At 58.5% G+C, this 25,447-nt stretch carries 28 protein-coding genes; 11 read left to right on the top strand and 17 right to left on the bottom strand.

Annotation, left to right across the window (positions count from 1 at the left end; translation table 11 throughout):
* Positions 1–37: 37 nt before the first annotated feature.
* On the bottom strand, positions 38–619 hold the full coding sequence (gene lpcA, locus LQ945_RS17890; protein WP_004949058.1) for a D-sedoheptulose 7-phosphate isomerase: 582 nt from the start codon (positions 617–619) through the stop codon (positions 38–40).
* 245 nt (positions 620–864) lie between these two features.
* Between lpcA and fadE the strand changes: the two genes are divergently transcribed.
* Together fadE and LQ945_RS17880 are read left to right on the top strand one after the other, a co-directional pair.
* A complete protein-coding gene (gene fadE / locus LQ945_RS17885; RefSeq protein ID WP_044548480.1) occupies positions 865–3,321 on the top strand; it encodes an acyl-CoA dehydrogenase FadE in 2,457 nt (818 codons plus the stop codon).
* Between the two features lie 287 nt (positions 3,322–3,608).
* Positions 3,609–3,761 carry a Hok/Gef family protein gene (locus tag LQ945_RS17880; RefSeq protein ID WP_041414251.1) on the top strand — a complete coding sequence of 51 codons (153 nt, stop codon included), beginning with the start codon at positions 3,609–3,611 and terminating at the stop codon, positions 3,759–3,761.
* An 84-nt stretch (positions 3,762–3,845) separates the two neighbouring features.
* On the opposite strand, the gene mtnK is transcribed toward LQ945_RS17880, so the two are convergent.
* Complete coding sequence (gene mtnK / locus LQ945_RS17875; RefSeq protein ID WP_270101384.1) at positions 3,846–5,045, bottom strand: S-methyl-5-thioribose kinase; 1,200 nt, start codon at positions 5,043–5,045, stop codon at positions 3,846–3,848.
* Positions 5,046–5,189: 144 nt separating this feature from the next.
* On the opposite strand from mtnK, the gene mtnA reads away from it, so the two are divergent.
* Positions 5,190–6,218, top strand: a complete 1,029-nt coding sequence (gene mtnA, locus LQ945_RS17870) for an S-methyl-5-thioribose-1-phosphate isomerase (RefSeq protein ID WP_270101383.1) — start codon at positions 5,190–5,192, stop codon at positions 6,216–6,218.
* Between the two features lie 13 nt (positions 6,219–6,231).
* On the opposite strand, the gene LQ945_RS17865 is transcribed toward mtnA, so the two are convergent.
* Genes LQ945_RS17865 through LQ945_RS17855 form a run of 3 tightly spaced genes read right to left on the bottom strand, consistent with a single transcriptional unit; the run spans position 6,232 to position 8,071 of the window.
* Positions 6,232–6,774, bottom strand: coding sequence for a 1,2-dihydroxy-3-keto-5-methylthiopentene dioxygenase (locus LQ945_RS17865; RefSeq protein ID WP_044548476.1), 543 nt, complete (start codon positions 6,772–6,774; stop codon positions 6,232–6,234).
* Positions 6,771–7,460 (bottom strand): acireductone synthase, encoded by a 690-nt coding sequence (mtnC, locus tag LQ945_RS17860; RefSeq protein ID WP_270101382.1) that lies wholly within the window; start codon positions 7,458–7,460, stop codon positions 6,771–6,773. Before mtnC ends, LQ945_RS17865 begins: the two co-directional genes overlap by 4 nt.
* Positions 7,457–8,071, bottom strand: a complete 615-nt coding sequence (locus LQ945_RS17855; RefSeq protein WP_270101381.1) for a methylthioribulose 1-phosphate dehydratase — start codon at positions 8,069–8,071, stop codon at positions 7,457–7,459. The genes mtnC and LQ945_RS17855 overlap by 4 nt, the downstream gene beginning before the upstream one ends.
* A gap of 162 nt (positions 8,072–8,233) precedes the next feature.
* Between LQ945_RS17855 and LQ945_RS17850 the strand changes: the two genes are divergently transcribed.
* Together LQ945_RS17850 and LQ945_RS17845 are read left to right on the top strand one after the other, a co-directional pair.
* Positions 8,234–9,394, top strand: coding sequence for a pyridoxal phosphate-dependent aminotransferase (locus tag LQ945_RS17850; protein ID WP_270101380.1), 1,161 nt, complete (start codon positions 8,234–8,236; stop codon positions 9,392–9,394).
* Positions 9,382–10,155, top strand: coding sequence for an amidohydrolase (locus LQ945_RS17845; RefSeq protein ID WP_262242259.1), 774 nt, complete (start codon positions 9,382–9,384; stop codon positions 10,153–10,155). The genes LQ945_RS17850 and LQ945_RS17845 overlap by 13 nt, the downstream gene beginning before the upstream one ends.
* A 39-nt stretch (positions 10,156–10,194) precedes the next feature.
* On the opposite strand, the gene LQ945_RS17840 is transcribed toward LQ945_RS17845, so the two are convergent.
* The 10 genes from LQ945_RS17840 to LQ945_RS17795 all read right to left on the bottom strand — a co-directional run bounded on the left by LQ945_RS17840 (position 10,195) and on the right by LQ945_RS17795 (position 18,873).
* A complete protein-coding gene (locus LQ945_RS17840) occupies positions 10,195–11,547 on the bottom strand; it encodes a nucleobase:cation symporter-2 family protein (protein WP_270101379.1) in 1,353 nt (450 codons plus the stop codon).
* A 37-nt stretch (positions 11,548–11,584) separates the two neighbouring features.
* Positions 11,585–11,920: a hydroxyisourate hydrolase gene (gene uraH / locus LQ945_RS17835; RefSeq protein ID WP_262242261.1), complete on the bottom strand. Its 336-nt coding sequence runs from the start codon at positions 11,918–11,920 to the stop codon at positions 11,585–11,587.
* A complete protein-coding gene (uraD, locus tag LQ945_RS17830; RefSeq protein WP_270101378.1) occupies positions 11,913–12,413 on the bottom strand; it encodes a 2-oxo-4-hydroxy-4-carboxy-5-ureidoimidazoline decarboxylase in 501 nt (166 codons plus the stop codon). Before uraD ends, uraH begins: the two co-directional genes overlap by 8 nt.
* Positions 12,394–13,668, bottom strand: coding sequence for an allantoate amidohydrolase (gene hpxK / locus LQ945_RS17825; RefSeq protein ID WP_270101377.1), 1,275 nt, complete (start codon positions 13,666–13,668; stop codon positions 12,394–12,396). The genes uraD and hpxK overlap by 20 nt, the downstream gene beginning before the upstream one ends.
* Complete coding sequence (locus LQ945_RS17820; RefSeq protein ID WP_270101376.1) at positions 13,668–14,909, bottom strand: pyridoxal-phosphate-dependent aminotransferase family protein; 1,242 nt, start codon at positions 14,907–14,909, stop codon at positions 13,668–13,670. The genes hpxK and LQ945_RS17820 overlap by 1 nt, the downstream gene beginning before the upstream one ends.
* A 56-nt stretch (positions 14,910–14,965) precedes the next feature.
* On the bottom strand, positions 14,966–15,709 hold the full coding sequence (locus tag LQ945_RS17815; RefSeq protein ID WP_044548464.1) for an amino acid ABC transporter ATP-binding protein: 744 nt from the start codon (positions 15,707–15,709) through the stop codon (positions 14,966–14,968).
* Positions 15,690–16,346 (bottom strand): amino acid ABC transporter permease, encoded by a 657-nt coding sequence (locus LQ945_RS17810; RefSeq protein WP_270101375.1) that lies wholly within the window; start codon positions 16,344–16,346, stop codon positions 15,690–15,692. Before LQ945_RS17810 ends, LQ945_RS17815 begins: the two co-directional genes overlap by 20 nt.
* Positions 16,346–17,011 (bottom strand): amino acid ABC transporter permease, encoded by a 666-nt coding sequence (locus LQ945_RS17805; RefSeq protein WP_269934672.1) that lies wholly within the window; start codon positions 17,009–17,011, stop codon positions 16,346–16,348. Before LQ945_RS17805 ends, LQ945_RS17810 begins: the two co-directional genes overlap by 1 nt.
* Before the next feature lie 12 nt (positions 17,012–17,023).
* Positions 17,024–17,815, bottom strand: coding sequence for a transporter substrate-binding domain-containing protein (locus LQ945_RS17800; RefSeq protein WP_044548462.1), 792 nt, complete (start codon positions 17,813–17,815; stop codon positions 17,024–17,026).
* A 218-nt stretch (positions 17,816–18,033) separates the two neighbouring features.
* Positions 18,034–18,873: a MurR/RpiR family transcriptional regulator gene (locus tag LQ945_RS17795; protein ID WP_270101374.1), complete on the bottom strand. Its 840-nt coding sequence runs from the start codon at positions 18,871–18,873 to the stop codon at positions 18,034–18,036.
* A gap of 146 nt (positions 18,874–19,019) precedes the next feature.
* Between LQ945_RS17795 and LQ945_RS17790 the strand changes: the two genes are divergently transcribed.
* The 6 genes from LQ945_RS17790 (at position 19,020) to LQ945_RS17765 (ending at position 23,255) form a co-directional block, all read left to right on the top strand.
* Positions 19,020–20,606: a gamma-glutamyltransferase family protein gene (locus LQ945_RS17790; protein WP_270101373.1), complete on the top strand. Its 1,587-nt coding sequence runs from the start codon at positions 19,020–19,022 to the stop codon at positions 20,604–20,606.
* Between the two features lie 27 nt (positions 20,607–20,633).
* Positions 20,634–20,825 carry an oxalurate catabolism protein HpxX gene (hpxX, locus tag LQ945_RS17785; protein WP_270101372.1) on the top strand — a complete coding sequence of 64 codons (192 nt, stop codon included), beginning with the start codon at positions 20,634–20,636 and terminating at the stop codon, positions 20,823–20,825.
* Positions 20,822–22,222: an AtzE family amidohydrolase gene (locus tag LQ945_RS17780; RefSeq protein WP_270101371.1), complete on the top strand. Its 1,401-nt coding sequence runs from the start codon at positions 20,822–20,824 to the stop codon at positions 22,220–22,222. The genes hpxX and LQ945_RS17780 overlap by 4 nt, the downstream gene beginning before the upstream one ends.
* Before the next feature lie 3 nt (positions 22,223–22,225).
* Positions 22,226–22,609 carry an oxalurate catabolism protein HpxZ gene (gene hpxZ, locus LQ945_RS17775; protein WP_270103002.1) on the top strand — a complete coding sequence of 128 codons (384 nt, stop codon included), beginning with the start codon at positions 22,226–22,228 and terminating at the stop codon, positions 22,607–22,609.
* Between the two features lie 89 nt (positions 22,610–22,698).
* Positions 22,699–22,977, top strand: a complete 279-nt coding sequence (locus LQ945_RS17770; RefSeq protein WP_044548457.1) for a CopG family ribbon-helix-helix protein — start codon at positions 22,699–22,701, stop codon at positions 22,975–22,977.
* Positions 22,965–23,255: a type II toxin-antitoxin system RelE/ParE family toxin gene (locus LQ945_RS17765; RefSeq protein WP_262242271.1), complete on the top strand. Its 291-nt coding sequence runs from the start codon at positions 22,965–22,967 to the stop codon at positions 23,253–23,255. Before LQ945_RS17770 ends, LQ945_RS17765 begins: the two co-directional genes overlap by 13 nt.
* 9 nt (positions 23,256–23,264) lie before the next feature.
* Here LQ945_RS17765 and LQ945_RS17760 read toward each other — a convergent pair whose 3' ends face one another.
* Entirely contained in the window at positions 23,265–24,149 is an 885-nt protein-coding gene (locus LQ945_RS17760) for a siderophore-interacting protein (protein ID WP_270101370.1), read from the bottom strand.
* A gap of 4 nt (positions 24,150–24,153) precedes the next feature.
* Positions 24,154–25,377, bottom strand: a complete 1,224-nt coding sequence (locus LQ945_RS17755; RefSeq protein WP_420136166.1) for an MFS transporter — start codon at positions 25,375–25,377, stop codon at positions 24,154–24,156.
* Between the last annotated feature and the right edge of the window lie 70 nt (positions 25,378–25,447).

The following is a 25,447-nucleotide window of genomic DNA, read 5'->3' as shown; positions in this document are numbered from 1 at the left end:
TGCAATATTAGCGGGGGCAGTACGCCCCCTAAAGCCGTTAAGCCTTAACCATCTCTTTTTCGATCAGCTGAATCAAGATGTGGATCGCTTTGATATGAATTTCCTGAATACGGTCGGCGTAACCGAAGTGCGGTACGCGAATTTCCACGTCTGCGGAGCCGGCCATTTTGCCGCCGTCTTTGCCGGTCAGGGTGATCACTTTCATCCCTTTGGCACGTGCCGCTTCAATAGCTTTAATGATATTGCCGGAGTTACCTGAGGTGGAAATCCCCAGCAGTACGTCGCCTTCGCGGCCTACCGCTTCCACATAGCGCGAAAACACATACTCGTAGCCGAAGTCGTTGCTGACGCAAGACAGGTGGCTGACATCGGAAATGGCAATCGCCGGATAACCCGGACGGTTTTCACGGTAGCGGCCGGTCAGCTCTTCGGCAAAGTGCATGGCGTCACAGTGGGAGCCACCGTTACCGCAGGAAATGACTTTCCCGCCGGCTTTGAAGGAGTCGGCCAGCAGCACTGCCGCGCGTTGAATGGCGTCGATATTGGCATCGTCATTGATAAATTTCGCCAGGGTATCGGCCGCTTCGTTCAGTTCACTGCGAATAAGGTCGTGGTACATGAGGAACCTCTTGTTATCGTCAATCTTCCGCCCCGCAGTGTACCGGATCGGGGAAAAACCGAGAAGCACTCTGAGTCAAACAGCGCCTTCGTTGAGGTGCCGCTGAGGTTTTTGATGATTGATGCGGTCAGATTGTGACTTAAGTTGTAATTAAACTGTAAATGCATTGATAAAAATATGGGCTTGTACTAAAACCTATTACATACACACAACAGGTCAGACCTCTTGCCACTTTGGAGCTTCTTATGATGGTTCTTAGTATTGTTGTTTTACTGGCACTCATTGGTGTGGTGTTCTATCACCGAGTGAACCTCACCCTCAGTAGCCTTATCCTTCTGGCATACACCGCTGCCATGGGCGCCATAGGTCTTTGGACCTTCTGGATGCTGCTGCCGCTGGCGATTATCCTGCTGCCACTGAACATCACGTCACTGCGCCGTTCGATGCTGTCTGCACCGGCGCTGCGTGCGTTCCGCAAGGTAATGCCCCCTATGTCCACCACCGAAAAGGAAGCGATCGAAGCCGGTACCACCTGGTGGGAAGGCGATCTGTTCCGCGGGACGCCGGACTGGAACAAGCTGCATAATTACCCGAAACCGCAGCTGACCGCCGAAGAGCAGGCGTTTATTGACGGCCCGGTGGAAGAAGCTTGCCGCATGGCCAACGACTTCCAGATCACCCACGAACTGGCCGATTTGCCGCCGGAACTGTGGGCATACCTGAAAGAACACCGTTTCTTCGCGATGATCATCAAGAAAGAGTACGGCGGCCTGGATTTCTCTCCTTATGCTCAGGCGCGCGTGCTGCAAAAACTGGCTGGCGTTTCCGGCATCCTGGCTATCACCGTCGGCGTACCGAACTCCCTCGGCCCGGGCGAACTGCTGCAGCATTACGGGACTGACGAGCAGAAAAATCATTATCTGCCGGGCCTGGCGCGCGGCGACGAGATCCCTTGCTTCGCCCTGACCAGCCCGGAAGCGGGTTCCGATGCCGGCGCTATTCCGGACGTCGGTACCGTCTGCATGGGTGAGTGGCAAGGCGAACAGGTATTGGGCATGCGCCTGACCTGGAACAAGCGCTACATCACGCTGGCACCGGTGGCGACTGTGCTGGGCCTGGCGTTCAAACTTTATGACCCGAACCACCTGCTGGGCAATAACGAATCGCCGGGCATCACCTGTGCGCTGATCCCAACCAGCACTCCGGGCGTTGAAATCGGTAACCGTCACTTCCCGCTGAACGTGCCGTTCCAAAACGGCCCTACCCGCGGCAACGACGTGTTCGTGCCGATCGATTACATCATTGGCGGACCAAAAATGGCCGGTCAGGGCTGGCGTATGCTGGTTGAATGCCTGTCGGTAGGCCGCGGCATCACCCTGCCTTCCAACTCCACCGGTAGCGTGAAATCCATGGCGTTGGGCATTGGCGCTTACGCCCATATCCGCCGTCAGTTCAAAATCTCGATCGGCAAGATGGAGGGCATCGAAGAACCACTGGCGCGTATCGCCGGTAACACCTATGTGATGGATGCTGCGGCTACGCTTATCACCAGCGGCCTGATGCTGGGCGAGAAACCGGCGGTGCTGTCGGCCATCGTGAAATACCACTGTACCCACAGAGGCCAGCAGGCAATCATCGATGCAATGGATATTGCCGGCGGTAAAGGCATCATGCTGGGCAAATCCAACTTCCTGGCCCGTGCCTATCAGGGTGCGCCTATCGCCATTACGGTGGAAGGCGCGAATATCCTGACCCGCACCATGATGATCTTCGGTCAGGGCGCTATCCGTTGCCATCCTTATGTGCTGGATGAAATGGCGGCAGCGCAAAATAACGACCTGAACGCCTTCGATAAATCGCTGTTCGGCCATCTGGGCCACGTGGGCAGCAACAAGGTGCGCAGCTTCTGGCTGGGCCTGACCAACGGCCGCACCAGTGGCACACCAACCAAAGACGCGACTCGCCGTTATTATCAGCAGTTGAACCGCCTGAGCGCTAACCTGGCGCTGCTGTCGGACGTTTCTATGGGGGTGCTGGGCGGCAGCCTGAAGCGCCGCGAGCGTATCTCGGCGCGTCTGGGGGATATTCTCAGCCAAATGTACCTGGCTTCCGCTACGCTGAAGCGTTTTGAAGACGAAGGCCGCCAGAAAGAAGACTTACCGCTGGTTCACTGGGGCGTGCAGGACAGTCTGCACCAGGCGGAACAAGCGTTGGACGATCTGCTGCGCAACTTCCCGAACCGCTTTATCGCCGGTGCGATGCGCTTCGTGATCTTCCCGTTCGGCCGCGTGCATACTGCACCTTCTGACCGTCTGGATCACCAATTGGCCAAGATCCTCCAACAGCCGTCTGCCACCCGCAGCCGTCTGGGGCGCGGTCAGTATCTGACGCCGAGCGAGCATAACCCGGTCGGCCTGCTGGAAGCCGCATTGGCGGACGTGATTGCCGCTGAGCCCATTCACCTGCGTCTTTGCAAGGAGAGTGGTAAAAACCTGCCATTCACCCGACTGGATCGTTTGGCACAGCGGGCGCTGGAGGAAGGTAAAATCAGCGCCGATGAAGCGAAGATCCTGGTGAAAGCCGAAGAGAGCCGTCTGCGTTCGATCAACGTGGATGATTTCGAGCCGGATGCGCTGGCGGCCAGTAAGCCGGAAAAGTTGCTAAAGCAGGATAAGCGCCAGAAGCACACCGAAGCCGCTTAATTGCAATAAACACATTCACCCAGGGGCGATAATCATCGCCCCTCTTTTATTTCTACTGAGAAATGCGCCGCCGTTCGCAACGTTAACAGAACGGCTAATTTAACCCTGGGGATTATCGGATAGACTGCTGGTGGGTGCTCTGGATCTTTTTATCCGGAGCTTCAGTTTAGTCGAGGATAGAAAGAGAAAGGCCCCGAGTCGATACATCAACCCGAGGCCACTCTGAACGTCTAGCAACGTCAGGTTAGCCTCTTACCCGCCGGAAGGCAAGGATAAGGAGGTCAAAAATGCAGCAGGAACGGGTCGTTCTTAGGCTGATGATTATCTGCATAACGCTTATCGCGTTGATGTGGATCACTCGCGGTTCACTGTGTGAATTGCGCATCAAACTGGGGGACACGGAGGTTGCAGCCATTTTGGCTTACGAACCCGAACGGTAAGGCAACCCAACGGCGGGGCTTGCCCCGCCTGTTAGTTGTTACGACAGATCCATGAGCACCCTTCCTCCCGTATCCGTCAAGCTACTAGCCGTTTTGGCGGATCCGCGCCAGCAGCGCATCGATATGTTCGATCTGCGACGCATTAACGATCAGCGCGCGGCCCAGACTCAATGCGTGGCGCTGGCATTCTGCACGCATCTCGGCATCGCTAATACTGTCCAGATCGGCAACGTGTGCCAGACCAATAGTGCGGCGAATCAGTTCGCTGCCACAGTAACCGACTGCATCCGACCACACCTGCTGCAGGAACTGCTCGGCGTAACCCGGCACCGCCAGCGCCGGCTCACGAGTGTATTGGTGACACAGCGCCAGGAAGCGATCGGCAAAAATCAGCCAGAGTTCGCGCACATCCTGCAGACGTTGTTCTCGCCCGGCAGCGGCGTCACGCGGCCCTAACAACCCCGGCAGGCCGCAGTAGTTCAGCAACAGATTGCCCAAGGCGCTACCAACGTCAAACCCGATCGGGCCATAGAAACCAAACTCGGCATCTATCGCCTTCAACTTGCCTTCCGCAACAAAGATTGAGCCGCTGTGGATGTCGCCGTGCAGCAACGCTTCCGCCTTGCTCAAAAAGCGGTGTTTCAGTCCTGCCACCGCCAGCTTCAACGCTGAATCGTCACGCAGCTCTAGCACCTGGGGCAACAGCGCAGGATCAAACTGATTACGCTCATGATCGATATAGGGATCGGTAAAGAAAAGATCTTCGGTGATCTGACACAGTTCTGGGTTGGTGAAGCGGCTGACTTCGGCTTTTTTCGCCTGTGCCGTCTGATAAAAATCGGAGGTATGAAACAGGGTCTGCGCCAAATACTCTGCCAATTGCCCGGCCGCCAGAGGGTAATAGTGGCCCTTGAGCAATTCACTGCGCCAGATATGGTGGTCGGAAAGATCTTCCTGCACCATCACCGCCAGCTCGGGATCGTGATGCAATACTTTTACCGTATGCCTTGGGCAAAAACCGCCGTGGATCAACAGAGTTTCCGCTTCAATTCGCGCCCGATCCAGGGTCAGCGGCCAGGATTCGCCCACGCAGCGTACGTACGGCAGCGCCTGTTTAACGATCACCCTGCTCACGCCGTCGCGATCGCGGATCTTGAACACCAGGTTCAGATTGCCGTCACCAATCTCGTCAGCGCTAACCAGCGCCAGCGGATCGGCTAACTGCCCGTATTGGCGGGCATACTCAACGGCATCGGCAGCAGTAAACGTACGATAATGCGACATTCCCAACCCCTCTTTCCTGTCTCTCTGACACAACGATTATTATTTTTTAGACGTAAAAGCATTTGGACGTCTATACATCCGGAAATCATGTTGGCAGAATAGCTTTCCAGATGCAATAACTACGCAACAAGGAATTAACCGCCGATGCAAGCGCTTAACACCACCAGTTTGACCCTGAGTGACAACCGACTTTGGATCCTCGATCAGCAGGCTTTGCCGCAGGAAAAACAGTGGCGAACCTGCGACAGCGTAGAGGAGCTGGTTGAGCATATTCACAGCTTGCGGGTGCGGGGCGCACCGCTGATCGGCCTGTCCGCCAGCCTGCTGTTGGCCCTGTTGGCAGAGCGTGGGCTGCCGCGTGAACAGCTTGAGCAAGCGCTGATCACTCTGCGTGCTTCAAGGCCGACGGCGGTCAATCTGATGAACAATCTGGACCGCATGAAGCTGGCACTAGCGCAACCACACTGGGTGCCGGCGATGGTGGAAGAAGCCTTGCGGTTAGTGGAAGAAGACCGCAAATTGTGCGATCGCATTGCCGACCACGGGGCCGAACTGGTCAAGCCCGGCAGCCGTCTGTTGACCCATTGCAACACCGGTGGGTTAGCCACCGCCGGCATCGGTACCGCCATCGGCGTGCTGTTGCGCGCCCATCAGCAGGGAAAAGTGCAACAGGTGTGGGTGGATGAAACACGACCGCTGCTGCAGGGTGGCCGTTTAACCGCCTGGGAGCTGGGCGAGTTGGGTATTCCTTATCGGTTGATTTGCGACGCTATGGCCGCCAGCCTGATGGCGCAGGGCCAGGTCGACGCCGTCTGGGTGGGTGCCGATCGCATCGCCGCCAACGGTGACGTCGCCAATAAAATTGGCACTTACAGCCTGGCGGTCCTGGCGCATTACCACAACATCCCATTCTACGTCGCCGCCCCGCATACAACGCACGATCCCCACTGTCCGAACGGCGCAGCCATCCCTATCGAGCAGCGCGCCGCAACTGAGGTGACCGGCGTGTCGGGCAGTTTTGGCTCATGCCAATGGGCACCAACCGGTGCGCCGGTTTACAACCCGGCGTTTGACGTCACACCGGCGAAGCTTATCAGCGGTTGGGTATTTGACAGCGGCGTGATTTCGCCACAGCAGGTCAATGATGGGATTTTACAGCGGGCGTTAGGCTAACGCCCGCGCAGTATCAGTTGAGACGCGGATAAGCATCGGCGATTTTATCGCCGGTGAAATGCGCCACCCAGCCTTCCGGGTTATCGAACACGCGGATCGCCGTGAAATTCGGTGCTGATCCCATATCAAACCAATGGCGAGTGTCTGCCGGCACGGAAATCAGATCGTTCTTCTCGCACAGGATCTGGTAGATCTTGCCGTTCAGATGCAGACAGAACAGCCCCGCGCCTTCGACAAAAAACCGCACTTCATCTTCACCATGGGTGTGTTCGGAAAGAAACTTCTCGCGCAGCACTTCGCGCTGGGCGTTGTCCGGACGCATGCTGATCACATCCCAACTCTGGTAGCCTTTTTCCGCCACCAGACGGTCAATTTCATGCTGGTAGGCGGCAATCACCGCCGCCGGCTCCGGGTTGTCGCCCAGTTCACGATCGGCCTGCCAGCGTTCAAAACGCACGCCGATTTGTGCCAATTGCTGCTGAATAGCTTCGGCATCGCGGCTCTGCCACAGCGGCTGCTGCGGCTCTTTATCGCTGAAAATCGTCAATCCACTCATGAGGCAAACTCCCCTAAATCGATGTGATCAAAACGGTTAACCTGCGGGTGCCGGCTCTGCGCATCGGCGTCGTCGCGGATCAGCTGACAGGTGTGCCAACCGGCGGCTCGCGCGGCATCCAGCTCTTGATGAATATCGGAAAGGAACAGCAGCTCGTTGGCGGCGATACCGATTTCATTAGCAATATTGCGGTACGAGGCGGTGTCACGCTTGGCCCCGACGTGGGTATCGAAATACCCGCTGAACAATGGCTGCAGATCGCCGGCATCACTGTTGCCGAACAGCAGTTTCTGAGCTTCCACCGAGCCGGAAGAGTAAACGTATAGCTTCAGTCCCTGCTGCTGCCAGGCGCTCAGTTGCCCGGCCACTTCAGAGTATAAATGCCCGCGGAAATCACCGTTGTGGTAGCCGCTGCGCCAGATGATGCCTTGCAGTGCCTTCAGCGCGGTGGATTTGCGATCTTCGTCCATAAAACGGTAGAGCGCGGCAATAAGTTGCTCAATATCCGCCTGCGGTTGGTCAATCTCATGTCGCAGGGCAGCCAGCGGCGCAGCCACCTCTGCCTCTGCCTGGTGCTGACGGATAAACGGGGCCAAACGTTCACGCGCATAGGGAAACAGCACCTGATGAACAAAGCGGATATCGCTGGTGGTACCTTCAATGTCAGTGACGATGGCGCGGATCATTTTGCCTCCAGTAAACGGCGTTGCAGTTCGCACTGGAACAGGAATTCCAGCCCTTCAAGGTGACGACGAGCCTCCGCAACCTGGCGGCCCCAGCAATACAGGCCGTGACCCCGCACCAGAAAACCGTACTGCAAAGGCGTCACTTCGGCATAGGCCGCGACGCGCGCGGCCAAGCGCGGAATGTCCTGATCGTTGTCGAAAATGGGGATCGCTACGGTATCCAGATGAGAGCTCTGCCCGGCGAGAGATTTTTGCATCTCATAACCCTGCAGCACCAAACGCTCACTGGATTCAACGCGTGACAACACTGTCGCATTCACCGAATGCGTATGCAACACCGCGCCAATCTGCGGATACAGCCGGTAAATCAGGGTATGCAGGCCGGTTTCCGCCGAGGGCGTGCGGCCGCTCGGCACATGGTTGGTGGCCGTTTCCACCAGCAGGAAATCCGATTCGCTCAGGCTGCCTTTATCCTTGCCGGATTCGGTCACCAGACAGTGCCGGTCATCAAGACGCAGCGACATGTTGCCGCCGGTCGCCGGGCACCAGCCCTTTTCGCCAATCCAGTGACAGGCAGACAACAGCGCTGTAAGTTGCGGATTTTCGGTCATTATCGTTTCCCGATCAGTAAGGTCGTTCAGCAGGTGAAGCTTAGAATGATTTGATTAATGATTAGATTTTTTCTTCATTTAGCCATCTAAGCGTCTTGATTGCCAAATACTAACATCGTGTTATATTGACGGCAACACAAGCGCCAGGAGTATTAGCCTGCTATGAGCACTTCAGCATTGATTCCCGAAAGCAAACTGCCCGCTCTGGGCACCACCATTTTCACTCAGATGAGCGCGCTGGCAGCGCAGCATCAGGCGATCAACCTGTCGCAAGGCTTCCCCGATTTCGATGGCCCGGACTACCTGAAAGAGCGTCTGACCTGGCATGTCAGCCAGGGCGCAAACCAATATGCACCGATGACCGGCGTCGCGCCCCTGCGCGAAGCCATCGCCGAGAAAACGGCGGCGCTGTATGGCTGGCTGCCGGATGCGACCACCGAGGTTACCGTCACGGCGGGGGCTACCGAAGCGCTGTTCGCCGCCATCAGCGCGCTGGTGCGTCCCGGTGATGAAGTGATTTGCTTCGATCCCAGCTATGACAGCTATGCGCCGGCGGTCACCTTGTCCGGCGGTACGCTGAAACGCATTGCGCTGCAGCCACCGGCCTTTAGCGTCGATTGGCAACAGTTCGAAGAATTATTGTCGCCCCGCACCCGCCTGGTGATCCTCAATACGCCGCACAACCCTTCCGCCACCGCCTGGCAGGCTGAAGATATGCAGCAGCTGTGGCATGCCATCGGCGATCGTGAAATCTATGTGCTCAGCGATGAAGTCTACGAGCACATTTGTTTCGCCAAAGGGGGGCATGCCAGCGTGCTGGCCCACCCGCAGCTGCGCCAACGCGCCATTGCGGTGTCATCTTTCGGTAAAACCTTCCACATGACCGGCTGGAAAGTGGGTTATTGCGTCGCGCCGGCAGCGCTGAGTGCGGAAGTGCGCAAGGTGCACCAGTACCTGACCTTCTCGGTTAACACCCCGGCACAGTTTGCGCTGGCCGATATGCTGCGCAGCGAGCCGGAACACTGGCAGCAGCTCTCAGCGTTTTACCGCGCCAAGCGCGACCGTTTCGTGCAGGCGCTGTCCAATAGTCGACTGGAAATTTTACCCTGCGAAGGGACATACTTCTTACTGGCGGATTACAGCGCCGTCTCGGATCTGGACGACGTGGCATTTTGCCATTGGTTAACCGAGCACGTAGGCGTGGCGGCTATCCCGCTGTCGGTCTTCTGTGCCGATCCTTTCCCTCATAAATTGATCCGGCTGTGCTTCGCTAAACAGGATGCCACGCTGGATGCAGCTGCGGAGCGGTTATGTCGACTTTAAAAATTACCCTGTTGCAGCAACCCCTGGTGTGGCGCGATGGCCAAGCCAATCTGCAACATTTTGACGCCTTGCTGGCCCCCTTGAGTGGCCGCGATCTGATCGTATTGCCGGAGATGTTTACTACCGGTTTTGCTATGGATGCCGGGGAAAGTGCACTGCCGGAACAGCAGGTAATTGACTGGCTGCACGGCTGGGCGAACAAAAGTAACGCTCTGGTTGGCGGCAGCGTGGCGCTGAAAACCGCCGAGGGCGCGGTTAACCGTTTCCTGCTGGTGGAGCCCAACGGCCGGGTACATGCCTACGATAAGCGCCACCTGTTTCGCATGGCGGGTGAACACCTGCACTATCAGGCAGGCAAACGGCGTGAAATCTTCGAATGGCGCGGCTGGCGCATCCTGCCACAAATCTGCTACGACCTGCGTTTTCCGGTCTGGTCTCGCTACCAGCAGGATTACGATCTGGCGCTGTACGTCGCCAATTGGCCGGCACCACGCAGCAAACACTGGCAAACGCTGCTGGCGGCACGCGCCATTGAGAATCAGGTCTATGTGGCCGGTTGCAACCGCGTCGGCGAAGACGGCAACGGTCTGAACTACAGCGGTGACAGCCTGATCCTCAGCCCACAGGGCGAAACGCTGGCGCAGGCGGAGCCCGGTATTGCCGCACGGCTTGACGCGGAACTGTCGCTGGAAACCCTGCAAAGCTATCGCAGCGCCTTCCCGGCCTGGCGAGATGCCGACAGTTTCCTGCGCCACGATTAAGCATTCCGGGCGCGGTACCGGTACACCGCGCCCGTTGCTTCATGAAAGCTCTTCTTCCGCCGTTTTTTCTTCTGTCCCCTCAATGCGGTTAAACAACAGGTTCAGCAACAGCGCCACCAGGCACGAGGCACTGATGCCTGAATGCAGCAAAGTGCGCACCCAGTTCGGGAATTGATCGTAGAAGGTCGGCATCACGATCGGGATCATGCCAAAGGCAATCGCCGTCGCCACCACCACCAGATTCATGTTGTCCTTGTACTCGACCTTGGCCAGAGTGCGGATGCCGCTGGCGGCCACCGAGCCGAACAGCACCACACCCGCGCCGCCCAGGACCGGCAGCGGAATGCAGGCCACCAGCCGTCCCAGAACCGGCATCAACCCCAGCAGCACCAGAATCGCCCCGCCGGCGCTGACCACAAAGCGGCTCTTCACGCCGGTGATCGCCACCAGCCCGATATTCTGGGCAAACGAGCTTTGCGGAAACGAGTTGAATACCGGCGACAGTGCGCTGGACAACATATCGGCACGCAGCCCATTGGCGATACGGCGCGCATTCACCGGCGAACCGACAATCTCGCCGACGGCCATCAGCCCGGCGGTGGTTTCCGTGAGTAATACCAGCACGATCAACAGCATGGATAGCACCGCGCTCAGCTCAAAGGTTGGCCAACCGTAGGCAAAGGGCGCAGGGAATGCCAGCCAGGGCCCGTGGCCTACGGCGGCGAAGTTCAGCTTGCCCACCCACGCTGCCACCACACAGCCGACCGCCATCGCCAGCAGCACCGATAACCGTTTTAACGCCGGGGAACCCACCTTGTGCAGCAACAAAATAACCGCAAGCGTAAAAGCCGCCAGGCCAATATTCCCGGTTGATCCCCAATCTGCCGCCCTGGCGTTGCCGCCCATCGCCCAGCGCACCGCCACCGGCATCAGCGACAGCCCAATCACCGTGACCACGGTGCCGGTCACTACCGGCGGAAAATAGCGAATGATCTGCGAGAAAAACGGCGCAATCAGTAACCCAATCAACGAAGCCGCGATCACCGCACCAAACACCGCAGGCAACCCGCCGTCGCCAGTGACTATGGTCACCATGGTCGCGACCCCCGCAAAGGAAACGCCCTGTACCAACGGCAAACGAGAGCCGAAACCCGGCGCACCAAGCGTTTGCAATAACGTCGCCAAACCGCTGACAAACAGCGCTGCCGTCACCAGCATGCCAATTTGCGCGGCGTCTAAACCTGCGGCAGAACCTATGATCAATGGCGGCGCAATGATGCCGCCATACATGGTCAGAATATGTTGCAGGCCGTAGGCGAAGGTTTTTACCAGCGGCAGTTTTTCATCTTCCGGGCAGCACGAAGCCGCGCCCTTATCCTGAGACAGAGCCATAGATACCTCGTCAATGCGGGTTAACCGCTAAGGGCGTTTAGCTGCCCCGGTAGGTTGAATAGGAATACGGGCTGATGAGCAGCGGTAAATGGTAATGCTGCGCCGCATCCTTGATGACAAAATCGATGATCGCCGTGGCGTACAGCGTTTCGCGCTGACCAGCGGTAAAGTAACTGCCCACGTCGGCATGCAGGCGGTAATGCCCCGCGGGCAGCTCATTCGGCGTTAGTTCACGGGCGCGGCCATCGGCATCGGTGGTGCTTTCGGCTATCGCCCGCCATTGCCCCTGCTGTTCCCGTTCCAGCCAGACTCGCACCTTTGCCGCCGGTTTCCCCAGGGAAGTATCCAAAATATGGGTGCTGATATTACTCATCGCTCAGTAACTCCTTAAAACGCAGCATCACGATTTCGCGCAGCTGTTCGGCGGTTTCCTGCCGTTCCTGCTCCACGTCGTTGTTCAAGCGTCGTTCCAGCTCACTCAGAATGGCTCGCCCATCTCGACCGGCGGCACGGATCAAAAACACCTGACCAAACTGCTGTTCATAACGCCGGTTACCCACCAGCAGCGCCTGAGCCAATTCCGGATCCCGGGCATTGACCGCCGACTGTTCACGCTTGGAGAACTGCGCCTCTTGCCCCTGGCCTGCGGCACGTTCGCCAATGCGCGGGTGCTGCGCCAATGCCTGGCTGACCTCTTCAGGTCGCCAACGCTGCGCCGCCTGCCAGGCCACCGCCAACGCGGCATCGCTGCTGCTGAACGGCCGGGCCGCAATCACGGAGGCTATCCAGGTTGCAATGTTCACGCAGGGCCGCAGCAAACGCTCGGCTTCCGCCACGGGCAACTGATTAAACTGCTGCAGATTCATCGGGACTCTCCCAACTGGCCACGGTCTGGCAGTAGGCTTGAATAGCCAGCGCCACATCAGCCTGGCTTACGGCTTCGGCCGGATGATGGCTGATGCCGCGATCGCAACGGACAAACAGCATACCCACCGGCCAGCACGCCGCCACGGCAATCGCGTCATGCCCGGCACCGCTGGGCAAAGCCATGCTGCGACCCTGCACCGCCTCCACGCTCTGCTGCCAACGTTGCTGCAAATTTGCATCACATTCCGTTGCATTTATGCGATAAAACTCCTCGCTGGCAAACCCTAATCCGCGACGAGCACAAATTTCCTGCGCCCGCTCCAACAGTTGTGCAAGCAACGCTGCCAGCGGGCCATCTTGCGGACCGCGAACGTCCAGCGACAGTTTCACCTCACCGGGAATGACGTTGACCGCCCCCGGAAGGCTTTCGATACAGCCGACAGTCGCCACCAAATGTTCATCGCGGGTGCGGGTTATCGCTTCAACCGCCACCATCCACTCCGCCGCGGCCGCCAAGGCGTCTTTGCGTTGCCCCATCGGCACCGTGCCTGCATGGCCCGCCTCGCCGCTAAAGGTGCAATGGAGTCGACGCGCGCCGTTAATCGCCGTCACCACGCCCAGAGCCAGATCGGCGGCTTCCAGGCAGGGCCCCTGTTCAATGTGCAATTCCAGATAGGCGCAGATATCACCTGGCGCTCGCCGCGCCTCAACCACCGCCGCCGGATCCAGGCCAAACTCGCGCAACGCCTGCGCCACGCTGATACCCTCGGCATCGGTGCGATCCAACCAGTCGGCCGGCCACTGGCCGGTAATGCCTCGGCTGCCCAGCAGGGCGACGCTAAAGCGCGTCCCTTCTTCATCGGCAAAGCCAATCACTTCGACCGCCACCGGCAGGCGCCGCCGCTGCTGATGCAAATGCGCCACCACCTCCAGCGCGGTCAAGACGCCGAGCATGCCATCATAACGGCCCGCATTACGCACCGTATCCAAATGCGAACCGAGCAGCAGCGCGGGTGCATCTGGCGTTTGACCTTCATAGCGGCCACAAACATTGCCAACGGCGTCCTGCCAGACCCGCATACCGACACTGCGCATCCAATCGCCCACCAACGCGTTGGCGCACCGATGCTCCGGCGACAGATAAACCCGCGTCAGTTGGCCCGGCGTGGCGCTGATCGCCGCCAGCGCATCGCAACGAGCCATCACCCGTGCGGCCGCCTGTTCCGCCTCCTGGGCGGTTAACCGCACTGCCATCACCGGCTCCCATCGTCGTAGGTGTTCCAGGCTGCCTGCAGCGCTTCCCCCTGCTTGCTGGCGAAGCCCAGACGGTTCAGCACCGCTTCCAGCGCGGTCAGGGTTTGCAGCACACAGTCTTTACGCGCGTTGTAACCCATGGTGCCGATGCGCCAAATCTTGCCCTGCAACGGACCGAACGAAGTGCCGATCTCAATGGCGAAATCGTTGAGCATCATCTGACGAACCTGTTCGCCATGCACCTGCGGCGGGATCACCACCCCCAACACGTTGTTCATGCGGTTTTCGAGATCGCCGAACACCTCAAGCCCCATGCCCTGAATGCCGGCCAGCATCGCCGCACCATGCAGATTGTGGCGAGCTATTGTGTTGTCCAGCCCCTCTTCCAGGATCACCCGTGCGCATTCGCGCGCGGCGAACAACATGCTGGTGGCTTCGGTATGGTGATTCAGACGCTCGGGGCCCCAGTAATCCATGATCATGCCGAGATCAAAATAGTTGGAGTAGATCATCTCATCGTCACCGTCGGCATGATCGGCAGTACGGATCCCCTGCTCCACGCACTTGCGGCGGCGCACAATCTCTTCGAACTGCGGGCTTAGGGTGACAGGTGAACTGCCAGACGGGCCACCCAGGCATTTCTGCAGGCCTGCGGATACCGCGTCCAGCCCCCAGGCATCGGTTTCCAGCGGGTTACCGGCGAAGGATGCGGTCGCATCGGTATAGAACAATACGCCGTGGCGGCGGCAGATATCCCCCAGTTGATCCAGCGGCTGCAGCATGGTGGTTGAAGTGTCTCCCTGCACCGTCAACAGCAGACGCGGACGTACCTTCTTGATCGCATCTTCAATCTGATCGGCCCTGAACACTTCCCCCCACGGTGCCTCGATGGTGTGCACTTCGGCACGACAGCGGCGGGCAATTTCACACAGCAAATGGCCAAAGCGGCCAAACACCGGCACCAGCACTTTGTCGCCGGGGCGGATGGCGGAGACCAGCATCGCTTCGATGCCCGAACGGGAGGTGCCGTCGATCAGCATCGTCCAGCGGTTTTCGGTACGAAACAGCGCGCGATACAGCTCCATAACCTGATTCATGTAGCCGGTCATCGCCGGATCATACTGCCCAATCAACTGGCTAGACATGGCACGCAACACGCGCGGATCGGCGTTGATCGGCCCTGGCCCCATCAGCAGACGGGCTGGTGGGTTAATCTGATCGAACTGGGTAATATCTAACATGTTAATTCCTTACCAGCTTAATAACTCAGTAAACTCAGCTCGCGGCCCATGGCGTGTCACGCCTCAGACAGGCCGCGAACTGAAGCAATAAACTGTTTCAATTCCTGCGTTTGCGGGTTAGCGAACAGCGTGCGGCTGTCGCCTTGCTCCCACACTTTGCCCTGGTGCATAAACACCACCCGGTCACCGACCTCACGGGCAAAGTTCATTTCATGGGTCACCAGAATCAGCGTCATACCCTCTTTGGCCAACTGCTCCAGGACTTTCAGCACCTCGCCCACCAGCTCAGGATCCAGCGCCGAGGTGATCTCGTCGCACAGCAACACCTTCGGGTTCATCGCCAGCGCCCGGGCAATCGCCACCCGTTGCTGCTGCCCTCCGGAAAGGTTAGCCGGGGAATAATGCATCCGCTCACCCAGCCCAACCTTGTTCAACATCTCTTCCGCCAGTTCGCGGCATTCCGCCGGGCTTTTCTTCAATACCCGACGCGGTGCCAACATCACGTTTTCCAACGCGGTCATATGGGGAAAGAGATTGAAGTTCTGGAACACCATGCCAATGGAGCGACTGATCTCACGCGCCTGCGAATCACGGTCGGTGATGGTCATGCCGCCCAGTTTGATGCTGCCTTCCTGGTAACCTTCGAGCCCGTTGATACAGCGCAACAGGGTGCTCTTGCCCGATCCGCTACGGCCAATAATCGAAATCACCTGGCCCATATCGATATCCAGATCCACGCCCTTCAGCACGTGGTTCTGACCGTAATATTTCTGAACCTGATTAATTGTGATGAGCGGCATGGAACTTCCTCTCCAGGTAATGGCTGTAGCGCGACAGCGGATAACACATCAGGAAATAGCCCAACGCGACCAGGCCGAACACTTTAAAGGGTTGATAAGTGACGTTGTTTAGCATGGTGCCTGCCTTGGTCAGCTCGACAAAACCAATGATCGACGCCAACGCGGTGCCCTTGATCACCTGAACTGAAAACCCGACGGTCGGCGCAATGGCAATGTGAACCGCCTGCGGCACCACCACCCGTACCAGGGTCTGGCTAAAGTTCAGCCCAAGACAGCGCGACGCTTCCCATTGGCCTTTGGGCAAGGCAGCGATGCTGCCAGACCAGATATCCACCAGAAAAGCGCTGGTAAATAACGTCAGCGCCAGTGCCGCAGCGGTCCAGGGGCTGACATCAATGCCGAACAGCGCCAGCCCAAAGAAGGCCAGAAACAGCTGCATCAGCAGGGGCGTGCCTTGAAACAGTTCGGCATAACAGCGGACAAAACGCAGCGCCCACCGGCGCTTGCTCAGGCGCAGCAATAGCAGCGGCAGCGTCACCAGCGTGCCGCCAAAGAACGCCGTCAGCGACAGCAACAGCGTCCAGCGCGCGGCCAGCAGCAGGTTGCGTACAATGTCCCAATCGGTAAAAGTCAGCATCAGTTCTGGCTCCCTAAAAAGCGGCGGCCGGCGGCCAGTAACAGCTGGCGCATCAATATCGATAACAGCAGGTAAAACAGCGCCGTCACTAAATACACCTCAAAACTGAGGAAGGTGCGCGACTGGATCAGGTTGGCGGCAAAGGTCAATTCTTCGAACGACACCTGCGACACCACCGATGAGCCCAGCATGACGATAATGCACTGACTGACCAACGCCGGGTAAATGCGCTGCAGCGAAGGCGGCAATACAATGCGCAAAAATGTCTGACTGCGGCTAAAACCCAGTACCCGCCCGGCTTCCCACTGCCCTTTCGGCGTCACCTGAATACCGGCGCGTATAATTTCGGTGCTGTAGGCACCCAGATTAATCACCATCGCCAGCAGAGCCGCCTGCCCGGCGGTCAGCTTCCACCCCAGGCTCGGCAGACCAAAGACGATGAAAAACAGCTGCACCACAAACGGCGTGTTACGCACCACCTCGACATAAATCCCCCAGGTACGGCTAAACAGGTTGGCTTTGCCGCTGCGGATCGCCGCCCCGAAAATCCCCAGCGCAACGCCGATCAAGGTGGCCAGTGCCGTCAACTCAATGGTGGTCAGCAAACCGGCCAACAGCTCAGGCAGGTAGGGCCGCAGCGCAGGAAAATTTAGTTGATAGGTCATCAGGCGCTCCCGTTATGCGCCAAGATGGGCGGGCAACGGCGCTTTCAGCCATTTTTCCGACAACCCATTCAGGGTGTTGTCTTTCAGCGCTTGTTCAATCAATTCATCCACTTTGGCTTTCAGCGCCGGCTCGCCCAGGCGCAGGCCGACGAAGCACGGTGAATCCTTCAACATGAACTTGGCCACCGGCGCTTTAGTCGGATTCTGTCGCGCCAGAGCGCTCACCACCAGATTGCCGGTAGCAATGTATTGCACCTGACCGGACAGGTAGGCCGACAGCGTGGTGTTGTTGTCTTCGTAGCGTTTGATCTGCGCGCCCTTCGGGGCAGTGTCGCTCAACACCATGTCCTCCACCGCCCCGCGCGTCACGCCAACGGTCTTGCCTTCCAATTGAGCGGCATCGCTCAACGCGGTGTCTTTAGGGCCAAACACCCCCAGGAAGAACGGCGCATAGGCACGGCTGAAAGCGATTGCCTTTTCGCGCTCTGGGTTTTTGCCCAGGCTGGAAATCACCAGATCCACTTTGTTGGTCTGTAGATAAGGGACACGATTGGCGCTGGTGACCGGCACCAGCTGCAACTTAAGTTTCATCTTGTCAGCCAGATACTGCGCCATATCGATGTCGTAACCCTGCGGCTGCAGATCGGTACCTACCGAGCCAAACGGCGGGAAGTCTTGAGGAACTGCCACCCGCAACACGCCGCGCTGCTGGATTTCTTGTAGTTGATCCGCCATCACCGACGTGGCCTGCGCCATCAACAGCACCGCCCCTAACGCCGCTACCCCGATTTTCTTGAAGTTCATAGACTATCCCCGATGGTGAAATGATGAAACAAAAGATTCTTTGATTATCACTTTGCAACTAATGTGCCAATCGGTAGCGGCAGCAAGGTTAGCCTTTGCTGTCTTTAACTTAGGGGCCAGAGAGAAAACTCCTCTGCCATGACGGTGGCAGGAGGAAGGGATATCACGGAGAAAAATGCGCACCATCAAAGTGCGAAAGCACCAAAATGGCGCGGAAATCAACGTTGCTCCAGCTCATCCAGGTCGCCATACAGATCGGCGATCTGATGGATCCTTTGACGCCCTTGCGCCAGCGTCTCATGCAGCAGCGCATTGCTGAGCAGATTGACCAGGCTCATGGCGGCAGAATAGCTGTCAAAGGCGGAAACGCTATCCAGCGGCGCCGCCAGATGCCAGTTCGCCAATGGGATCAGCGACTGCGCCTGCGGCTCGCACACCAGCAGCGTCGGTACCTGCTGGATCTGCAACTGCGTCAGCAAGGCTCGCAGCTGACGCGGCCGACGGCGAAAAGCCACAACTACGGCCACGTCTCCGTGGTCCAAATCGACCAGCTCTTCCGCCAGCGTTTGCCCGGGCTGCGGCATCAATAACACCTGCTCACGTACCTGCATCAATTGCTGGCGAAGGTGCATAGCGATCGGATAACTGTTGCGAAATCCCATCAGTACCACACGCCGAGCCTGCACCAGGGCGGCGATCACCGCATTGAACTGGCCGGCGTCAATATGGTTCACCCACTGGGTAAGGTTGGCCATTTCCTGCTTGTAATGCCGCGCCAGCAGGGTGTTGCCCTGCACCGCGTCACGATTATCGGTCAGCGGCATACCGCTCTGGCGCAGGGTACGCAGTTCGCCACGCATTGCACGGTAGCTTGGGTAGCCCAGGCGTTTGAACAGGCGGCTGACGGTGGCTTTGGATACGCCGCTCAGGCGTGCCAACTCGGCGCTGTTGTAGCTGATCAGGTCGTCAAAGTGATCGAAAATGAAGTCGGCTACCCGCTGTTCCTGCGGCGTAAGTTGCGAATATTCCCCGCGCAGGCGTTCATCGATCTGCTTCATTGCTGCTCCTGCTTGTAACCTTTGTTTCAGCGGAACATAGCACGGCCAATCTACCCGCTGGCAAGCGTTTATTACCGCTGAAGAAAACATGGAACGCCTCTTGCTTGTCTTTGAGACAGAAGCTGACCTCAAACAAGGGCCAAGAAATGATTAACAGCAATACCGCGCCATTGGGCATGGCCGTCACGCCTCACCACCTCGCCAGCGAAAGCGCGCTGGCGGTTTTGCGTGAAGGGGGGAACGCCATCGAAGCCATGGTGGCCGCCGCCGCGACTATCGCCGTGGTTTATCCGCACATGAATGGCCTGGGCGGTGACGGCTTCTGGCTGATTGTTCCTCCCCAGGGCGATCCGGTGGCGATCGACGCCAGCGGTGCCGCCGGTTCGCTGGCCACGCTGGATTTTTATGCGGGCGAAAGCCACATCCCACATCGCGGCCCCAGAGCGGCGCTGACCGTTGCCGGCACCGTAGGCGGCTGGCGCGAAGCGCTAGACTATTCCAGCGAGCTGGGCGGCGAACAGCTGCCGCTACCGCGCCTGCTGGCCGATGCCATTCGCTATGCGGCGGACGGCATTCCGGTCACCGCCTCGCAGGAGGCCGCCACACGCAGCAAATATCATGAACTGGCGGATGTGGAACATTTTGCTCGCACTTATTTGCCGCAGGGGGAAATCCCCCTTGCCGGGCAGCGTTTCTGCCAGCCACAGTTAGCGGATACCCTGATTGCCCTGGCCGAAGACGGATTAGACAGCTTCTATCGCGGCCCACTGGCACAAAGCATCGCGACCGACATGGCCCGGCTGGGCATGCCGCTCACCGCACAAGATCTGGCGGATTATCGGCCACGGCGGCGCACGCCGTTGCGACTTGAGCACCAGAAAGGCGAGGTCTTCAATCTCACCCCCCCCACTCAGGGCCTGGTGTCGCTGGCGATCCTCGGTTTGACCGATCGCCTGCCCCTTGCCAGCAAAAGCGAAGGCGCAGTAGTGCATGGCATCGTCGAGGCCACCAAGCTGGCTTTCGGTCTGCGTGACCAATTCATCACCGATCCACGCCAAATGACGCAGGATCCGCAGGCACTCCTGACGACCGAACGCCTGGATGCGCTGGCACAGCGTATCGATCATGAGCATGCCGCAGCCTGGGGCAAAGGCAAGGGGCCTGGTGATACCGTCTGGATGGGCGTGATGGACAGCAGCGGTCTGGCGGTGTCCTTTATCCAAAGCATTTACCACGAATTCGGCAGCGGCGTGGTATTGCCGCAAAGTGGCATCCTGTGGCAAAACCGCGGTGCTTCCTTCAGCCTGGATGCCGCCCATCTGCTGGCACTGGCACCGGGCAAACAACCTTTCCACACCCTGAACCCAGCGGCGGCTCGCCTGTATGACGGGCGCACGTTGGTGTATGGCTCCATGGGCGGCGATGGTCAGCCGCAAACCCAGGCGGCGGTGTTTGTTCGCCATGTGGTGCAGGGTCTGCCGCTGCAGCAAGCGATCAGTGCGCCGCGCTGGCTGCTGGGCCGCACCTGGGGTGAAAGCTCTGACTCACTGAAGCTGGAAGGTCGCTTTAGCGCGGAAACCGTCGACTACCTGCGCCAACGGGGCCACGACGTGGAGTTGTTACCGGACTTTAGCGAAGCGGTCGGCCACGCCGGCGCCATTGTTCGCCATACGAACGGCATGCTTGAAGGGGCTTTCGATCCCCGCAGCAACGGCAGTGCCGCCGGCTTCTAGCCGCCATTTTGATTGGGGAGAAGTAAAATGAAAAACCAACCTGCCGTCGACTGGGCGGCCTATATCAGCCAAATGGAAGCGATACTGGCGCTGGAAATGGATGACGCGCGCCGTCAGGAACTGCTGATCCAGTTCAATCGCATCGCTGCACTGGCGGAACCCTTGATGGCCTTTCCGCTCGATCCACGCATGGAGATCGCAGGAGTGTATCGCGCATGAATTCGTTAAGTACCCTATCGATCGCCGAGATCCGCGCGGCCCTGAAGCAAGGTGCGATTTCTGCACGTGAGATTGCCCAACAAACGTTAGAGAATATTGACGCACTGGATCCGGCGCTGAACGCCTATACCCATATCACGCGCGAACGCATGTTGAGCGAAGCCGATCACCTCGATCGCGCACGTGCCAAAGGTCTTCCATTGCCGAGCCTGGCGGCGATCCCTTACGCGGTAAAAAACCTGTTCGACGTCACCGGCGAAACCACCCTGGCGGGTGCCAGCCTGTTCAGCGATAACCCGCCGGCCAAACAGGACGCCTGGGCGATCGGCAGACTGGCCGGACAAGGCGCCTTGCTGTCAGGCATGCTGAATATGGACGCCTATGCCTACGGTTTTACCACCGAAAACAGCCACTACGGCGCGACGCGTAACCCGCACGACACTACGCGTATTGCCGGTGGCTCCTCAGGCGGTTCAGCGGCGGCGGTCGCTGCCGGGCTGGTGACATTTTCCCTCGGTAGCGACACCAATGGGTCCATACGCGTACCCGCGTCGCTGTGCGGCGTCTTTGGGCTGAAGCCAACCTTTGGCCGTCTGTCACGCAGCGGTAGTCAGCCATTCGTCGCCAGTCTGGATCATCTCGGCCCCTTTGCCCGCCGGGTACGCGATCTGGCGGCGGTGTATGACGTGATGCAGGGCACGGATATCGAAGACCGTTTTCAGGCGGATAAACCGGTCACGCAAACCGAATCGCTGTTGCCCCGTGGCCAACAAGGCCTGCGTTGCGCGGTGCTGGGCGGGTATTTTCAGCAGTGGTGCAACGATGACGCTAAAACCGCCGTAAGGCAGGTCGCGCAGGCATTGGAGGCCGTGGCTGAAGTTGAATTTCCGCAGGCCGAACTGGCCCGCTCGGCGGCGTTTATCATCAGCGCCGCCGAGGGGGGCAATCAATATCTGCCGCTGTTGCGCAGCCAGCCGAACCGCTTTGAACCGCTGTCGCGTGAACGCCTGCTGGCCGGCGCCATGCTGCCCTCCGCCTGGTATGTACAGGCGCAGCGCTTTCGTACCCATTTTCAGCAACAGGTGCTGCCGTTGTTCGAACGCTGGGACATCCTCATCGCCCCGGCAACGCCCTGTAGCGCCACGCCGATCGGCCAGGAAACCATGCATATCAACGGCACGGATCTGCCGATCCGCGCCAGTATGGGCATGCTGACGCAGCCTGTCTCTTTCCTCGGCCTGCCGGTAGTGACGGTGCCGCTGAGAACCGCCTCTGGCCTGCCGATAGGCCTGCAACTGATTGCCCCGCCCTGGCGGGAGGATCTGGCACTGCGAGCCGCTTACGCTCTGGAACAACGAGGCGTGGCGAGATGTGTTTTACCGGGAAAACAGGACTAAATGATGAAAAGTGAGTATATCGATCGTCCGGCGGTGCTGGCTGAGGTGAACGCCGCCTTTTACCGTTACGAACAGGCGCTGGTCGGCAATGATATTGAAGTGCTGGATGAGTTGTTTTGGCACGATGGTCGCACCGTCCGTTACGGCGCGACGGAGAATTTGTACGGCATCGATCAGATCCGTGACTTCCGCCAACAACGTCCTTCCAAAGGGTTGGATCGCCTATTGGAGAACACCGTTATCACCACCTACGGTGACGATATGGCCGTCGCCAGTACCGAATTCCGCCGCCCCGGCAGCGAAAGCGTTGGCCGCCAGATGCAAACCTGGGTCAAACTCCCCTGCGGCTGGCGTATCGTCGCCGCGCACGTGAGCTTGATGGCTTAAGGCAAACCGGGCGCACAAAAAATGGACAGCCTGGCATATTGGGCCTTATAGTCGTCAGAGGTATTACCTTTAGCTAACCGAGGCTACTTATGACTACGGCTACATCGATAAAAATTGATGATGAGCTCAAGCAACGGGTGCAACAAATCGCGACCACGCGTCAGCGAAGTGCGCACTGGATTATGCGTGAGGCGATCCGTGAATACGTCGAGCGAGAAGAAAAGCGCGAAGCGCTGCGCAAAGACGCACTACAAGCCTGGGAAACGTATCAGACCAATGGTAAACATCTGACCCAAGACGAGGCTGATCATTGGCTCGCTAACCTGGAAAAAGGTGATGATACGGAGATACCGGAGTGCCACAACTGATATGGACGCCTGCCGCACTGCTCGATATTCAGCGCTTGTACCGATTTCTGGCGGCCAAAGATCGCCAGGCTGCGCAAAAGGCCATCGCATCCATTCGTAGCAGCGTCAATATCCTGGCCCATCATCCTCAGGCCGGTCGGCCCGTTGAAGATATGGAAATTGAGTTTAGGGAATGGCCGATCGATTTCGGCAACAGCGGCTATATTGCCCTGTATCACTTTGATGGCAGCACCGCTGTACTGCTGGCGGTGCGCCATCAAAGTGAAGTCAGTTATTGACGGGGCCCCTCAACACCAGTACGCCATAAAGTTAACGGTGGAGCGATCGAGATCGCGTTCGCCAATCAGATAACGGCGCAACGCCTTCACCGCGGAAGACTCTGCCGCAACCCAAGCGTAGAAACTTTTCGCCCCTTCGGCTCGTTCCCACAGCAGATCGCCGCCCAAACTGTTTTCCGCCAGCGACTGCGCTTGCGTCCGTGCCGATTCGGGAATATTTACCCGCTGGCGCACCGACTCCACCAGCAGCGTGCCGTGCATCTGCTGATGCCCGACGTCGCGCGGCAACCAATACACCTCGGCAAACGGGAAGCGGTCCATATTCAGGCAGTCGCCTGCCACAGGAACCTCGAAGAAAGCCTGTACCTGCGGTGGATTGGCCCGCTGCGCCAGCTGTTCCAGAATGCCTACCGCCGCCGGTACCGCCGTCTCGTCGGCGATCAACAGGGCCTGCTGCAGCTCGCTCGGGGGCACCCACTCGTAACCGCCGCTGTCACCGTCAAAATCGGCATTGGGGGCAACGGTTTGAATAACATCCCCCGGTTTGGCATGGGTCGCCCACGCAGAGGCCGGGCCGTTCACGCCATGCAGCACAAACTCGACGTCCATTTGATTCTGTTCGGCACGCAGCGCCCGCAGCGTATAGGTGCGCATCACCGGGCGTTGCTCTTTCGGTATTGCCATATAGTCGCGATACCAGTCGTCGCTGTTTTCCAGACGCAGGATCTGCCCCTCTTGGGCCGGGAACAACAGTTTGATGCGCTGATCCGGCGCTTCCAGCTTCATGCGATGGACGTCCGGTCCCTCGAAAACGCAGCGCAGCAAGGAGGGAGACACATTTTCTTTGACTTTCAGTGTGATATCAAAAATTCTGTAGCTTGATGCACCGGACATTCTTTTACTCTCCTGCAGAATTTACGCTGATGCGGTGCTGGCGCCACAGCCAGCTGCTGATGCCCCCCAGCAGAACCGCCATCATCAGAGCCGCGGCGATCAGCTGCGACTCACCATAAAATTTGGCCACCACCGGCACCATCAATGCGCTCAGGCCGTAACCCAGCGTATGACTGGTAGCAATGACCCCCGACCCTTTGCCGGTAGACAATTTATCGTTCAACATCAGTTGATAGCCCGGCGTCGCCATGGCCGCGCCAAAAGAGGCCAGTGCGCAACCGACATAGAACAGCGCCAAAGGCTGAGCGCACATCAGGCCCAGTCCCACCATCATCAGCACGGCGGCAATCAGCAGCAGCTGCGGCGCGCTAAAGCGCTGCGGGCGCACCACCAGAAACTGAGCCAACAGCGTACAGGCCGCCGCCACGCTCAGCAACACCGCCACGTGATGACTGACGGTGGTAGCGGAATGACTGAATAAACCGGTCAAATGCGGTGCCAATCCCAATTGCATCAAGCTGACCGATGCGGCCAGCAGCAGAGCGCACAGCAGGTAAGGCACCATATTGAGGCGAAGTCGGTTTTGCTGATGGGCAACCGGCGGTAGCGGCGGATCGTTATGCTGGCGGCACACCACCAATAGGGCGATCAATGGCGCAAGCGCCATCAACCACAGCGGCGCCATCGGATGAATCGACAACGCCAGCGCGGCGCACAGCGGTCCCAACAGTCGCCCGCAGCTCAGCCCGGAACTGATGGTCGCCAGCGCTGACATACGCTGTTCATAGCCGGCACGCTGTAGCGCCCAGGTCTGGCTGGCAGGCACCATACCGGACACCGTCAGCCCGTAGATAACGCGTGCCACAATCAGACCGCCCAACCCCAGCGTCGATGAAAGCCAGCCAGACGCCAGCCCCCAAACCGCCAGTGCCAGTAAAGCAAAACTGAACAAATACCCTGCTAACGCCATGGTTACCACGAACTTGCAGCCGCGAATTTCAGACTGCCTGCCCCACCAGGGTGACCCCACCAGAAACAGCATCGAGCCGAGCGTCAAAAGTCCGGCCCAGACTGAAAGCGACAGCTGGGTCATGCTGACCAGCACCGGCAACGCCACCAGCAGGCCGTTTTGCCCGATACCCAGCAGCCCGGCGCACAAAGCCAGCGGCCAGTTGGAAGGAGACGTATTCGCCATTGGCGGTGATTCAGGAGGAGAAGAAATATGCATCAAACGTAAATTTACCGTTAATAAAATTATAAGGTTATGTTCAATTCATTGAAAAATTGTATCATACGGC

This window comes from Serratia liquefaciens (genome assembly GCF_027594825.1).
Taxonomy (GTDB): Bacteria; Pseudomonadota; Gammaproteobacteria; order Enterobacterales; family Enterobacteriaceae; genus Serratia; species Serratia liquefaciens_A.
The sequence above is the reverse complement of the archived record's forward strand: the minus strand, read 5'-3'. Positions and strand labels throughout refer to the sequence as shown.